Genomic DNA, 13,967 nt, shown 5'->3' on the forward strand with positions numbered 1-13,967 from the left:
AACATCACCGCGGCCGCCAACTACGCCGCCCACCGCTACGGATCGATCGACAACGTCAACTCCGCCTACTGAGCCACAGACACAGCCCCCACCTCGCAAGCCAGGACCGGCACAGGAGACGCACCGTGCAGCGGCGCATCCAGGCGTTGATGGCCGACGCGCGTGCCACTACACGGATGCAACGGGAGTGGCAGACCGCTTGACGTACGTCGGCGCACCGACGTCAAGGACATGGTTGCCGGCGGTCTCATGGCGTTCGTGACCTGTCAGGGGAGGATGGAGTCGACGTATCCACCGTCCGCGCGCAGGGCCCCGCCGGTCGTGGCGGATGCGAGGTCCGAGCTGAGATATACGGCCATGTTCGCAATCTCCTCCGGCTCGATCAGCCTCTGCAGGAGCGACTGAGGCCGGTGCTTGACCATGAACTCCCGCTGCGCTTCGTCCCAGGGGAGACCGGGGTCGACGAGTTCGTACACGAAATTCTCGACGCCGCCGGTGTGAGTCGGCCCGGCGATAATCGAGTTGACGGTGACTCCGGTACCGGCGGCGTCCTTGGCGAATCCCCGCGTGACAGCGAGCAGAGCGGTCTTCGACACACCGTAGTGGACCATCTCCACCGGGATGACCACCGCCGAATCGCTTGCGATGTTCAGGACTCGCCCCCAGGAGCGGTCCTTCATGGCCGGGAGGTAGGTGCGGATCATCCTGACGGCGGACAGGACATTCACGTCGAAGTACTGGCGCCACGCCTCGTCGCTGATCTCCAGGGCAGGGGTCGCCCCGAAGATGCCCAGATTGTTGACAAGGATGGCGACGTCCGGGGCCGCTTCGGTGACATGCCGGGCGCCGTCGTCGGTGGTGATGTCGCCGGGCGCAGCGATGAAGGCGTCACGGTCCGTCTCCTGCCGCAGTTTCTCGATGGCATCGTCCACGGACTGCCGGCGGCGTCCGTTGACGGCTACGCGAGCGCCGGCCCGGGCCAGCCCGGCGGCAATGGCAAAACCGATACCTTGCGTGGATCCGGTGACGAGTGCGGTCTTGCCGGTGAGATCGATGAGCACGGTTTCTCCTCGGTCAGGTGGTTGGTGCGGACGCGGCCCGTCGCCGCCGGTCGGCGCAACGGTGGTCGGATGCCGGGAGTCGGCGGGCGTGCGACGGGCGAACACATCCGCCTGGGCGCCGACGGCGGTGAGTTCGAAGTCGAAGACGTCGAGGTTCTCGCGAATGCGCCCGATCCCTGAGCAGGGCTCCCCGAGCGAGCGGGCTCCATGGCTCGGTGGCGATGTGGTGCTGGGCATGGAAGACGCGCAGCTCGCTCTGCTGGAGCCGAGGGTGCGATCCGAATCCGCGCTGCGGCATCACGACGCCGTTGTTGAGCGTGACGTCCGGGGTGGGAATGCTCATGGCACTGATCCTTCCGCGTCGAGGATCAGCAACGGCCGCATGGCGCGTACAGGGGATCGGGAAAAACCCTGACGGGTGACGGCAGATCTCCCGCACAGGACATCTCCGCGGACGACTCCCGCACATTGTTCGCGCACGTGGTGAGCCGCCCGGGACGGGGCTGGAGATTCAGCGGGGCGAAGCCGTCCCGGCTGAAGACGACCTCTAGCCGGAACGGTCGACAGCTCGTGCGGCACCAATGACGGCGACTTCGTGCTGTCCGACATCGGCCTGGACCTGCTCGGCGAGGTCGTGGACGGCGAGGAGAACGCGTACACGTACTCCTTCGGCGATGGCAGCTGCGGTTCGAACACCTCGCTGCTGACGAAGGCGACGCTCAGCTTCTTCTACTGGGCGGCCCGCAGGGCACCACCGGCCTCAAAGCCGACCTGGACACCACGAAGCTCGCCAACGGCCAGCACACCCTCACCGCGACGACCACCTCGGGCAAGACCGTCAAGAACACTGTGACGGTGAACAACGCTCCGGCGGGCGCTCCCGACTCGCCGACCGCCGCCCGACGCCGGTGGCCGGTGGCCGACTCGCCGACCGCCGCCCGACGCCGCCTGCTCGGTACGGACCCGGACATCGAAGTGATCGAGTCGCCGGAGGCACGCCCCCACCGGTCAAGCGGGCAGTCGCGGCACGCTTTCCACGAGGCGACGCGTGTACAGGTGCGCGGGAGCGCCCAGCACCTGTGCGGTCTCGCCCTGTTCAACAATGTGGCCGCTCTCCAGGACGGCGGTGCGTTCGCACAGCGAGGCGACCACCGACAAGTCGTGGGAGACCATGACGAGAGTCAGGCCCTGCTCCTGCTTCAACTCGTTGAGCAGGTCGACGACTTTGACGCGGGTCGTGACGTCGAGTGCGCTGACGGGTTCGTCGGCGAGCAGTACGCGCGGGTCGCACACGGTCGCGCGGGCTATCGCGATGCGCTGGCGCTGGCCGCCGGAGAACTCGTGCGGATAGCGCTCGGCGGCGTCGGCCGGGAGACCCACCCGCTCCAGGGCGTCGGCCACCTTGGGACCGGCCGTGCTCCGGCTGTCGATACCGAGGGAGCGCAGTGGTTCGGACACGATGCTGCCGACGCGCTGACGCGGGTCCAGCGACGAGTACGGGTCCTGGAAGACGCATTGGACACTGCGCCTGAAACGTCGCATCTGCTCGCGGTCGCGCGGCTTCAGCTCGTCGCCGTCGAAGCGGACAGTTCCGGACGTTGCCCGGGCGAGCCCGAGCAGCAGCCGCAGCAGAGTCGTCTTGCCCGCGCCCGATTCGCCGACGAGAGCGAGGCTCTGCCCGGTCTCGACGGTGAGGGAGATGTCCTCGACGACGGGCACGGCGTGTCCTCGGTAGCTGAAGGAGACTCCGTTCAGCTCCAGTACGGGCGTCATCGCGCGCTCCTCAGGTCCAGAGCTGATTCCAGCTGCCGCGCGCTTGCCACCAGCGCCTTGGTGTACTCCTCGCGCGGGGTCCGCACGATCTCGCGGACGTCGCCCTCCTCGACGGCGCGGCCGTCCTTCATCACCAGGACGCGATCGGTGACCTTCGAGACGACCGCGAGGTCGTGACTGACGAAGAGGACGGCCATGTCCCGTTCCCGTACGAGGGTGTCGAGCAGGTCGAGCATGTCGGACTGCACGGTGACGTCGAGGGCGGTGGTCGGCTCGTCCGCGATGAGCAGCTTCGGGTCGCAGGCCAGTGCCATGGCGAGCGCGACGCGTTGCCGCTGTCCGCCGGAGATCTCGTGCGGGAAGGCGCGGGCGATGCGGTCGGGCTCGGGCAGATGTACTTGCTCCAGCGCTGCCACGACGGCCCGCTTCAGCCCGGCGCCCCTCAGCTCCCGCCTTCGGCCCAGCGGTTCGGCGATCTGCTTGCCGACGCGCATCAGGGGGTCGAGTGCGGTGAGCGGCTCCTGGAAGACGATGGCGGCGTCCCGGCCGCGTACACCCGTGAGTTGTTTCTCGCTCGCGCCCACGATCTGGGTGCCGGCGAGTTCGGCGCTGCCGGTGACCGTCATGCCGTCGGGGAGCAGGCCGAGCACGGCGAGGGTGGTCAGCGACTTCCCGGAGCCCGACTCCCCGATGAGGCCGAGTCGTTCGCCGGGGGCGATGGTCAGCGAGAGGCCGTCGACGAGGATGCGCCCGTCGGCCGTGCGGATCGCGAGGTCGCGTACGTCGAGGATGTTCATGCGCTCCTCCTTCGGGCCGCCGGGTCGAGGGTGTCGCGCAGTCCGTCGGCGATGAGGTTCACGCCGATGACGAGCAGGACGAGCAGGATGCCGGGGGCCAGTGCGCCGGCCGGGGCGGTGGTGAAGGTGGCCTGTGCCTCCTGGAGCATACGGCCCCACGAGGCGTTGGGCGGCGGCGCTCCCAGGCCCAGGTAGGACAGGCCGGCCTCGGCCAGCACCGCGAGCCCGAACTGGAGGGCCAGGTTCACCACGAGCGTCGGCCAGATGTTGGGCAGCACATGCCCGGCCACGATCCGCGGCCACGACGTGCCGGACGTGCGCGCGGCCGTGATGTAGTCCTGTGCCAGGACCCGCTTGACCAGGACCCGCACGAGCCGTCCTACGACCGCGCTCTGCGCGAGGCCGATCGCCAGCACGGCGGACCCCAGTGTGGCCGAGTGCGCGGCGACGATGAGCATCGCCAGCAGCAGCGTCGGGAAGGCGATCAGGATGTCGAGGAACGCGGAGAGCGTGTCGTCGAGCCAGCCCTGGGCGAACGCGGCCAGCACACCCAGCGTGACGCCGACGGCGGCCGCGATGAGAACCGAACCCAGGCCCGCTTCGAAGGCGACCCGAGAACCGGTCATCAACTGGGTGAACAGATCGCGACCGAGCTTGTCGGTGCCCAGCAGGTGGCCCGCACCGGGGCCCGTGAGCCGCCCGCCGGACGTGTCATCGGCGGAGTACGGGGCCCAGAGGAGCGAGACCAGCGCAAGCAGCGCGATCAGGCCGGCCAACACGCATCCGAAGGTCAGCGTGTACGAGCGCTTCGTCGACCGCTTCATCGGACACCTCCGGAGAGCCTGCCGCGGAGCCGGGGATCGATGATCCGCTGTACGAAGTCGGCGGCGAAGCCGATGATCAGCACCGCGAGCGTGGAGACGAACAGCACGCCTTGGATCACCGGATAGTCGTGCTGGGCGATGCCGGTCGCGAGCAGGGAGCCGAGGCCGGGGAGCGCGTACACGGACTCCACGACCACCGCGCCCAGCAGCGTGGACGCCAGCTCGATGCCGAGGATCGAGATCACCGGCACCGAGGCGTTGCGCAGCCCGTGCCGCCACATGGCCCGCCCGAACGACGAGCCCAGGGCTCGCGCGGTGCGCAGATAGTCGCTGTCCAGTACGTCGAGCGTGGCCGACCTGACGTAGCGGATCAGCGAGGCGCTCATGACGAGCGCGATGGTGATGACGGGCAGGGCCAGTGAGCGGATCGCCTCGGCCGGCTGCGACCAGCCGTCCGGTGGGAAGCCGCCTGCGGGAAGCCAGCCGGCGTTCAGCGCGAAGACCGCTATCAGGATCATCCCGAGCCAGAACACGGGGACGGCGATGCCCAGTTGGGAGACCCCGCTGAGCAGCGCGCCGTACCAGGTCCTGCGCCGGTGCGCGGCGACGAAGCCGACCGGGACGGCGATGAGGACCGCCAGGACGAACGCCGTGAGCGTGAGCGGGATGGTGACGTTCAGCCGCGAGCCGACCTCGGGCGCGACCGGCAGCGAGCTGACGAACGACGTACCGAGGTCACCGCCGGCCAGCTGCCCGATCCAGTGGACGAACTGCTCGGGCAGCGGCTTGTCGGAGCCGATGGAGTGGCGCGCCGCCGCGATCTGCTCGGGGCTGGCACCCACTGCGGTCAGCGCGTTGGCGGGGTCGCCCGGCAGCATCCGCAGCAGCACGAACAGGACCACGCTCGCGAGCGCCAGCGACACCAGCAGGAAGGCGAGGCGGCGCAGGAGATACCCCGCCATCAGCCCTTCTCGATGTCGTACGCGAAGAACTGCGAGTTGAGGCCGTTGACCGGGTATCCCGACAGCTTGCTGCTCGCAACGACGATCTGCGGGTACAGGTACAGCCAGTCGCTGGCCGCGTCCTCGGCGGTTTGGCGATTGACCTTCTTCAGCAGTTCGGTCTGCTCAGCCGTGCCGGACGCCTGCTCGGCCTCTTCGACCCACTTCGTGACCTGCTTGTTGTCGTAGCCCCAGTAGAAGTCGGGGTTGCCGTACCAGACCAGGTCCCGGTCGTTGACGTGTTCCTGGAGCGTGGCGGTGAAGTCGTGGTTCTTGTAGACCTTCGTGTACCACTCGTCCGGCGTGATCGTGTTGATCTTGACGGTGATGCCGACCTTGGCGAGCTGCGACTTGATGAAGGTCGCCGCCGTCGGGTGCGGGTCGTAGTTCGGGGTGTCGAGGGTGAAGGTGAAGCCGTTCTTGTATCCGGCCTCGGCGAGCAGCTTCTTGGCTCGCGCGGTGTCGTAGGCGTTGACCTTGGTGAGGTCCTCGTACCACGGGTCGGTGGGCGGCACCATGGAGCCGATGAGCTTGCCGTAGCCGCCCCAGACCGACTCCAGCAGCTTCTTGTCGTCGATGGCGGAGGAGACGGCCTGGCGGACCTTGACGTCCGTGAACGGCTTGGCCTTGTCGTTGAAGGCGAGCAGCAGCTTGGTCGTCGAGTTGCCGTCGTTGACCTTGTAGTTCTGGTTGCTCTTGAACTGGTCGAGGGCGTCGGGCGACTGCTCGCTCGTGACGACGTCCACGGCGTTGGTCAGGAGCGCGTTGTTGAGAGCGGTCGCGTCCTTGTAGTAGTGGAAGACGACCTGCTTGTTGCTGGCCGCGTCACCCCAGTACCCGGCGAACCGGTCGAGGCCGAGAGCGGAACCGCGGGTCCACTTGTTCAGCTGGTACGGGCCGGTGCCGTCCTCGCTCGTCTTGAGGCTCTTCGCGTCGGAGTTGATGATCCACACGTAGGAGAGGTTGTAGACGAAGGAGATCGACTTCTTCGACAGCTGGACCTTCACCGTGCGCGCGTCCGGTGTCTCAAGGGACTTGATGACCTCGAGATTGCTCTTGCGCGCGGACTGCGAGTCCTTGGCTATCACCTTCTCCAGGCTGTACTTGACATCCTGGCTGGTGAGCTTCTTGCCGCTGTGGAACTTCACGCCGTCGCGCAGGGTGAAGGTGTACGTGAGTCCGTCGCCGCTGACCTTGTAGTCCTGGGCGAGCAGATTCTCGACCTTGCCGTCGTCGGTGAGCTTGAACAGCCCCTCGTACACATTGCCGTTGAGCGCCTCGGTGACGCCCTGGCCGCCACCTGCGGTGTTGTCGAGATTCTGCGGCTCGTAGAGCGAACCGATGTTGACCGTGGCGTTCTTGTCGGGCGCCCCTCCGGCGGCGCCGCCCGCGTTGGAACCCCCGCCACAGGCTGTGAGGGTCAGGGCGAGGGCGGCGGCGGTGGCTCCGCCGTACAGGGAAGTCTTCTTGATGCTCATGAGGAGTACGCGCTTTCGTGCTGCGAGGCGGGGAGTGCGGGGTTGATCAGTGCTGCGCGGGGAAGCCGTCGCGGAAGACGGGCCGCTTCTCTCCGGCCTCGACGGGCAGGTGGAATCGGTTCTGCCGCGGTGGCATCGGACAGTTGTACTGGTCGGAGAATCCGCAGGGCGGCACGAAGGCACGGTTGAAGTCGAGCAGGACGCGGCCCTCGCCGGTATGGGTGACGAAGAGGAAGCGCCCGGCACCGTAGGTGATGTCGCCGTTGGTCGGGTCGCCGAAGACGAGCAGCAGGATGCCGTCGTCGTCGAAGGCGCTCAGCGTGTAATCCCGGCCGTCCAGGGTGAGCTCGATGTCTCCTGGCACGACGAGGTCACGGGTGCCGCCGTTGTCCCGGATGTGCTCGAAGCCGACCCGCCTGGCACCTGGCACCGAGGTGTACGAGGCCTCCAGCACCCAGGCCGGGTCGTACGGGAAGACATCGGTGCGTTCGAAGTTCTGGATCGCGAGGGACTGCGCGTCCCAGAAGCGCAGACCGTACTCGGGCTCGCCGGTGACGAAGTCGGTGCGTTCGACTGTGGTGACGGTCACAGAATCCGACTGGCCGGCACAGGCCGCATCGAGGTCGGGGTGCTCACCCGCCGGGGCCCAGCGGGTCTCGACGAGGGCGAGATTCCCGGCGGCCGAGGTGACAGAGCGCCGCCGCTCGGCGCGCCATGCCTCCCAGTCCCCGGCGGGGTCGGTCGGCTGGTCAGGGACTACGGCGGCGTGGGACACGGCATTACTCATTCGCGTAGACGGTCGTCGGCTGCCACGCCTCGATTGTCACGCTGCGTGAACTTCAACCCAAAGGACCTTCTTTATCTTTCATAAGGCGAGCTAATGTCAAATTTGGCTGAATAGTGAGACCGGGGCGGAGCCGGTGGCCCGAGCCGGCCGCTGGTGGCCGGGCGGCAGCACCCATCCGAGCGCCGTGTGAAGTCGGGCCGCGGCCTGCGCCGGAGGGGTGGCAGAGGGAGCCTTGCCCAGCCCGGACCCGGATCCCGAGCGGGAGCCCACCCCCGCGGGGAGTCCGCAGTCGGCACCGGCCGTGTGCGCTTCTCCCCGGCCGGCTGGGCGCTCGCCCTCCTTCGTGTGCAGACGGAGCTCAGCCGGTGGAGCACAGAGCACACGCGAGCGACTTCTGAACCTTCTGACCGGGCTCAACACCCGTAGGCGTGGCGCGAGATCTCAGGACGACGAACCGGGCAGCCACGTCGGCGGCAATGACGCGAGGGGCAAGGCCGATCCCGGCGTCGTCGCGAAGGAACTGGAGCGCAGCTTGACCCGGTGCGCAAGAAGGCTCGCCTCGCGGAGGGTTGGACAGTCGGATACCGATGCCGTCGCGGCCCGTGGCAACACGAGGGTGATCTGCCGTCTACGGAGTTGAGAGCGTGAGCGCCTCCTCCAGTTTCGCAAGTGTTGCCGCGTGACCGAAGGGACCGGGCATACCGCCCGAGTGCAGGAAGACCGTGCGCTGCCCGGGTACCACGTCGCCTTCCTCGACCGCCGCGATCAGGCCGGCCATGTCAACTCGGCGACATAGGCGTCGACTTCCGCCTCCAGGACTGCGGAGTGCGTCCTTCGGGCGTCCTCGCGGACGATGCCGTCGGTCTGAAACGATCAGTAAGGCACAGGACCACCGCTTGGAGCTTTGACGCCGTCGAACTCGACGAGGAGGTGGCGGGGGCCGCGCAGGCCCGGATTCGGGCGGTAGGGCGGCGGATCGGCCACGAGTCGGGGGTTGTTCAGCCGACGCGCGAGCTCAGTGAGGGCGATCTGTGTCTCGGGACGCGCCAACGGGGCACCGAAGCAGTAGTGGATGCCACCGCCGAAACCCATGTGCTCGTTGTGCTCGCGGTCGGGATCGAAACGGTCGGGATCCGGGACGAAGTCGGGGTCGCGGCTGCCGGCGGCCAGCACGAGGGTGACCGGCGAGCCCTTGGGGATGGTGGTGCCGGCGATCTCGATGTCATCGAGCGCGTTCCGGTTGGGCAGGAACTGCACCGGTGGTTCGTAGCGCAGGAGTTCCTCGACCACCCGGGCGGCCAGACCGGGTTCGTCGCCGCGGCGCAGCCGGTCGAGTACCTCGGGGTGCCGCAGGAGGGTGAGCATGCCGTTCGTGATGAGGTTGACGGTCGTCTCGTGGCCGGCGACGAGGAGCAGGGCCGCGTTGCTCAGTATCTCTTCGGGCGGCATCGGGGCCTCGTCGCCGTCGCCGCCGAGAAGTCCGGAGAGCAGGTCGTCGCCCCGTTGGCCGTGGCGGGCGTCGAGGAGCTCGGCGAAATACTGACCGAGGGCGGCGATGGCCTCGGCGCGTCGGCGCCGCCGCTCCGCGATCCCTCCGGTGGTCGGGTCGGCGACCTTGACGACCGCGTCGGACAACGCCTGGAATCGCGGTTCGTCCTCGCGGGGCACTCCCAGCAGTTGGCAGATCACCGTGACCGGGAACGGATAAGCGAAGTCGTCGACGATGTCGACCCGGCCCGTGCCCGACTGGTCCTCTCCTGCGAAGTCGTCGATTTCGCGCGTCACGATCTCGAACATGTAGGGAATCATGCTGTCGACGAGACCTGGGCGGTGAGGCGGCCCGAAGTTCCGCATCAGCAGGCGCCGGATTCGGTCGTGCTCGGGCGGGTCGATCTCGATGACGTTGGGCGGGAGCTTGGGAGGGCCCTCTTCGGAGGTCTGCGCCGACACGTCGGCGCCCAGCCCGGGGAGGTTGCGCGAGTCCGAGCTGAGCCGTGGGTCGTGGAGCAGGGCGACGATCTCCCGGTAGGTGCTCACGACATAGCTTCCGTCCTCCACCCGTACCACGGGTGTCTTGCGCAACTCGGCGTAGAGCGGGTACGGATCGGCGCGGTGGGAATAGTCGAGGATCTGCTGCCAGATGCTGGTCTGCGACATGGTGGGCACCTCCCGCAACTCGGGGATCTGGACGTGTGGTGGCTCCGGGCAGGATCACAGGTACGTTCTGCGGACCAAGGTGGCCCGCCGCTCGCCGGGCCCGTGACCGGTCACCACGACGGTGGCGTGATGAGTGGGCCGGTCCGGGACCTCGGCCGCGACTGGGCTCCCGTCAGCGGGCTGGTCGACAGTGCGGAAGGAGGGCGGGAACGACGCCGCCTGGTTGATCAACTCCTCGTAGAACTTCAGCCACTTGGACTGGTTGAAGGCGACGTTGCGGAAGCTGCCGGGCGCGGCAACTGCCACATCGACGTCCAAGGTGCTGCCGTCGGACAGCCACGCTCGCCGCAGCCACCCGCTCCCATCGCTTCCACCTGCACGCCGCACCGCAGGTCGACCCGTGGTCGCGCTGCATCCGCGCCGCGACGTCCCTGTCACGGGCACATCCAGCTCGCGGCACGCGGAGGCGACCTCACAGCCGATGAACCCACCGATGACCAGCACCCGGCCGGGGGCGGCAGCCAGCCGTTGGCGCAGCCCGTCCGCGTCGTCAGGGGTACGCAGCGAGAACAACCCCTCGAGCCCGGCCTCTGCCTCGTTCGGCCACGGGCGGGCCCGCACCCCGGTGGCGATGAGCAACCGGTCGAACCCCACGCCTTCTCGCCGTCGGCCAGGAGCACCTGCTTCCTGTTCAGCTCAAGCCCCGTGGCCGTGACTTCCAGCCACCAGTGCGCGTCGAAATCGTCACGGCGGGGCAGTGAGGTCCGACCCGCCGGAACCTGGCCCATGAGGACCTGTTTGGACAGCGGCGGCCGGTCGTAAGGGGGGTGGAGTTCATCCCCGATCACCGTCAGCGAGCCGGTGAAGCCATCCCGGCGCAGCACCGGACCGGCCCGCAGCCCAGCCAGGGACGCCCCGACAACGACGATCCGCCCGGTGCGCCTGAACGCCTCCTCAGGGCCTGGCGCGCTCACCTGCGCCGGGCGTACGTCGTCACGGTCGAGGTGCATGGCCTGGACCGGGCAGGCCGCCGTAGCCCGCGCGACCTTCTCCCGCTGCGCGTCATCCGGATCGGGGTCGTACAGCAGTGCCTCGTCCCCCCCGCACGGCGAACACATCCGGCGCGGCGAAGGCGCACTGTGCGTATCCCTGGCACCGCGTGAGATCCACGACGACCTTCATGAGGGCTCCCTTTCCGCCCCTGAGGATGACCTCGTTCGTTCCACGGCGGTGCTCGGCAGTCATCACGCCCGCTCTTTCAGTGGACCACGGCACGGCGGGGGCCGCACTCCGCGTGCCGGTTACGCGGCCGCGTTCACCTGAAGTGGGTGAGGACGTCAGGACCGCCGCGTCCCACCCCGCTGCGAAGCGTTCCACCGGCTGGCGGTTCCCGGTCTTGCAACCGCCCTCACTGCTATGAGCGATTCACCCAACTCACCACGTAGGACACGGTCTGGCTAGAGCACCTCGAAGTAGCCGTCGTCATTCATGATGTGCCGGGGCCAGTCCTGGTTCTGCGCCATCAGCGTCCTCATCTTCTCGATGAACGCCGGGTCCTGGTTGTCACCCCGATAGGCGGTGAAGTCGTCGGCCAGCCAGGCGGGGACAGCCGCGAAACGGTGCGTCGTCTGCGCCTCCAAGTACCACGTGAAATGGCAGATCGCCCCGCTCTCCTCGTACCACGCCGTGGTCTCGATTCCCGGAGCGACCCGCTGGTAGTAGGTGTGCTGGATGGCGTGCCGTCCGGCATGTGGGCCCTCTTTCAGGGTGTACTCGATGATGTCGGGCCCGACGATGACAGGGTCGAACACCCACCCGTCGGCCAGGTGCCAGCGCAGGCGCGCGCCGAGGATGCTGGTGAGCATGCTGATCAACCTCCTGGAAGGCGACAACGGGTTCAAAGCCCCTCACAACGACCAAGTGTGCTCCCTCTGAGGTACGCCGCAGATCAAGCGGACCGAACGCGGGTGCTTACGCGGGACAGGTGCGCCGGCCTGCGTCATGAGAGGATCCCTTCCCGTCGCCCTGCGGCGGGCTCAGGCATGTGCGCTTCACCGGCCCCGGTCATCGGCCGTTCCAGGTAGCTGGCGGAAGCCGCACCGAGTTCGTTGTCGGCGGCGGGTCCGGCCACAGTGGTGACACCGTCAGCAGGGTCACGCCATGCTCCGGTGAACATCTTGCCGGACCATTTCTGCGGATCCAGGGATCAGGCCGACTCCTTGGCGATGCCGTCAGAGTGTTCTGGAATGACGGACAGCAGCGCATCGGCGACCGCGTTCGGCCGGGTCTGCATGGCCTGGTGGCTGCCGTCGCACTCCGTCACCAGCGGGTTGTTCAGTCGCGCCGCGGCCATCTCGTAGTGTTCCTTCGGCGCGGACAGGTCCTGACGCAGGAAGATGTAACTCGCGGGCAGTTGCAGATCGAAGAACCGCGGCAGATCGATTCGCTGGTCGAACCATCCGAACGGGCTGGGTACGAGTCGGGCGGTGGCGGTTGCGAGCCGTTCCGGAGTGGCGTCCTGCATGAACCTCGATGCCCAGGTATCGGGGTCCATCGGTACCGTGCAGTCCCCGCTCCTCTCGGCCTGGGCGCGTGCTTCTTCGACCGACTGCGCCGGCCTGACGTCGTTGATGGATTCGCCGTCCCTGAGCACCCAGGCGCTGATGAAGACGGTTCGGCGCACCCGTTCGGGGAGCCGGTCGGCGATGTACTGGGCGACTGGCCCGCCACCGCTGTGGCCGACCAGGACGAAATCGCGCAGGTCCCGTTCTTCGATGTCGCGCACGAGTCCGTTTGCCATGTCGGTAAGGGCCAGCCCGGCCCGGTCGGCATTGTGTTCTTCAAGCCCTCGTAGTGTCGGTGCGAAGACTTCATGGCCGCGGGAGCCGAGCACGGACGACAGCTCGTCCCAAGTCCAGCCGCCCTGCCAGCCACCGTGGACCAGAACGAATTTCATCCCCTCACCTCGCGTCCTTATGGTCTCGGTGTCAAGAACATACCGACACATGATTTCGCCGGCCGTTCCGGCCGGCTGGTGCTGATCCGAAATCAGTGCCGGGCCTGCAGGTGAGGACAGTCCTGTCACCTACGCTGAACGGCGGCCCCGCCGCGAGGACGTGCCGTTCTCGGACCGGGCCGGGCAGTTCACGGCCGCCGGCCCTCACCAGCGGTATGCCCTCGCGTTGCTCGGCGGCTTGCAGCCAGGCGACCTTCCGAGCCGAAGCGCGGGCCGCCCGCAGACGTGCGAGTACGGTCCCGTCGACGGCGGCCGGCGGTCGCCGGGCCGCGGGCGTGGACGCCACCGGGCCGAACACCTCGCCCTGGTCCCGCAGTACGGCCAGGTCCGCGAGAGAGTCTCGCCGCCATCGGCAAGCATCACCGCGAGATCGCCGGCGATCCGACCCGGGTCATGACCGGTCCCGCGTGGCCGAAGCGACCGAGGGCCGGCCGAGTACGCCGCCCGCAGCCCGGTTGCCTCGGCGAGATCCGCCGGCAGCCGCGCTCTGGCATGCCCGATCCCCCGAGCTGTCGGCGATGACATGAACCCGGGGACGCGAACCGATACCCCGCACGCAGAAAGTGCCTTCCACTTGGACTGGTCGAACCCCTCAGTAAGGTTCATCGTCCCAGGTCAGGAAGGTATTTTCGTGTTTCTGTCCAAGAGTCAGCCGTCCCGAAGCGAAACGGCGGGGCCAGGGTATTTCTCCGTCCATGAGCCTGCGAGACTCCGTGGCCCTGAGTGGGGCACCACCAGATGTCCTGGTGACGGTGATCACGGACAGCCTCCGAGGGGCGTTGCGTAGGCTGGCATCGTCGTCGCAGCAGGGGAGTGGTTGGGTCGGCGAGCCTGTCCGACAAGGACTGACGATGCGTCAGAGAAGTCGGCAAGTGGTCAGCACGAGTCCTGAAAAACCTGGGGAATGCTGCCCGGACATGCGACTCGTTGTAGGGTGGGAAAACAGCACTTGACCTGCAAAAATGCAGGCAGGGAGCCTAGTGCCGCATCAGACGCCTCACGGTCCCAAGCCGTCAAGTGGGCGGCCGCAGTGCCTGTGTAGCTTTGCTGACTGTTCGATTAGCAGCGCAGGG

Annotated in this window: 13 protein-coding genes and 1 pseudogene; 1 reads left to right on the forward strand and 13 read right to left on the reverse strand. The window is 67.8% G+C overall.

The annotated features are described in order from the left end of the window. Positions 1-266: 266 nt before the first annotated feature. A complete protein-coding gene (locus tag ACGFU7_RS45865; RefSeq protein WP_393704566.1) occupies positions 267-1,061 on the reverse strand; it encodes an SDR family NAD(P)-dependent oxidoreductase in 795 nt (264 codons plus the stop codon). Between the two features lie 595 nt (positions 1,062-1,656). On the opposite strand from ACGFU7_RS45865, the gene ACGFU7_RS45870 reads away from it, so the two are divergent. After that, positions 1,657-1,914, forward strand: coding sequence for a hypothetical protein (locus tag ACGFU7_RS45870; protein ID WP_393704549.1), 258 nt, complete (start codon positions 1,657-1,659; stop codon positions 1,912-1,914). Between the two features lie 155 nt (positions 1,915-2,069). Here the strand turns inward: ACGFU7_RS45870 and ACGFU7_RS45875 are convergent, their stop codons facing one another. The 12 genes and pseudogenes from ACGFU7_RS45875 to ACGFU7_RS45930 form a co-directional block, all read right to left on the reverse strand. After that, a complete protein-coding gene (locus ACGFU7_RS45875) occupies positions 2,070-2,834 on the reverse strand; it encodes an ABC transporter ATP-binding protein (RefSeq protein ID WP_393704550.1) in 765 nt (254 codons plus the stop codon). Next, on the reverse strand, positions 2,831-3,631 hold the full coding sequence (locus ACGFU7_RS45880; RefSeq protein ID WP_393704552.1) for an ATP-binding cassette domain-containing protein: 801 nt from the start codon (positions 3,629-3,631) through the stop codon (positions 2,831-2,833). Before ACGFU7_RS45880 ends, ACGFU7_RS45875 begins: the two co-directional genes overlap by 4 nt. Beyond that, positions 3,628-4,455: an ABC transporter permease gene (locus ACGFU7_RS45885; RefSeq protein ID WP_393704553.1), complete on the reverse strand. Its 828-nt coding sequence runs from the start codon at positions 4,453-4,455 to the stop codon at positions 3,628-3,630. Before ACGFU7_RS45885 ends, ACGFU7_RS45880 begins: the two co-directional genes overlap by 4 nt. Next, positions 4,452-5,417 (reverse strand): ABC transporter permease, encoded by a 966-nt coding sequence (locus tag ACGFU7_RS45890; RefSeq protein WP_393704554.1) that lies wholly within the window; start codon positions 5,415-5,417, stop codon positions 4,452-4,454. Before ACGFU7_RS45890 ends, ACGFU7_RS45885 begins: the two co-directional genes overlap by 4 nt. Beyond that, entirely contained in the window at positions 5,417-6,934 is a 1,518-nt protein-coding gene (locus ACGFU7_RS45895) for an ABC transporter substrate-binding protein (RefSeq protein WP_393704555.1), read from the reverse strand. Before ACGFU7_RS45895 ends, ACGFU7_RS45890 begins: the two co-directional genes overlap by 1 nt. A 46-nt stretch (positions 6,935-6,980) precedes the next feature. After that, positions 6,981-7,721, reverse strand: coding sequence for a DUF1684 domain-containing protein (locus tag ACGFU7_RS45900; protein ID WP_393704556.1), 741 nt, complete (start codon positions 7,719-7,721; stop codon positions 6,981-6,983). A gap of 628 nt (positions 7,722-8,349) precedes the next feature. Then, positions 8,350-8,499 (reverse strand): hypothetical protein, encoded by a 150-nt coding sequence (locus ACGFU7_RS45905; protein ID WP_393704557.1) that lies wholly within the window; start codon positions 8,497-8,499, stop codon positions 8,350-8,352. Positions 8,500-8,594: 95 nt separating this feature from the next. Beyond that, positions 8,595-9,878: a cytochrome P450 gene (locus ACGFU7_RS45910; RefSeq protein ID WP_393704559.1), complete on the reverse strand. Its 1,284-nt coding sequence runs from the start codon at positions 9,876-9,878 to the stop codon at positions 8,595-8,597. Positions 9,879-9,932: 54 nt separating this feature from the next. Further along, positions 9,933-10,532 (reverse strand): FAD-dependent oxidoreductase, encoded by a 600-nt coding sequence (locus tag ACGFU7_RS45915; RefSeq protein WP_393704561.1) that lies wholly within the window; start codon positions 10,530-10,532, stop codon positions 9,933-9,935. Between the two features lie 338 nt (positions 10,533-10,870). Beyond that, positions 10,871-11,060: pseudogene (locus ACGFU7_RS45920) on the reverse strand (ferredoxin); the annotation flags it as partial. 275 nt (positions 11,061-11,335) lie between these two features. After that, positions 11,336-11,743 (reverse strand): phenolic acid decarboxylase, encoded by a 408-nt coding sequence (locus tag ACGFU7_RS45925; protein WP_393704563.1) that lies wholly within the window; start codon positions 11,741-11,743, stop codon positions 11,336-11,338. 341 nt (positions 11,744-12,084) lie between these two features. Beyond that, the gene (locus ACGFU7_RS45930) at positions 12,085-12,963 is read right to left on the reverse strand and encodes an alpha/beta fold hydrolase (protein ID WP_393704564.1); all 879 of its coding nucleotides are present in this window, start codon (positions 12,961-12,963) and stop codon (positions 12,085-12,087) included. Positions 12,964-13,967 lie beyond the last annotated feature (1,004 nt).

It is taken from the genome of Streptomyces sp. NPDC048473 (genome assembly GCF_043200155.1).
In the GTDB taxonomy this organism is placed as follows: domain Bacteria; phylum Actinomycetota; class Actinomycetes; order Streptomycetales; family Streptomycetaceae; genus Streptomyces.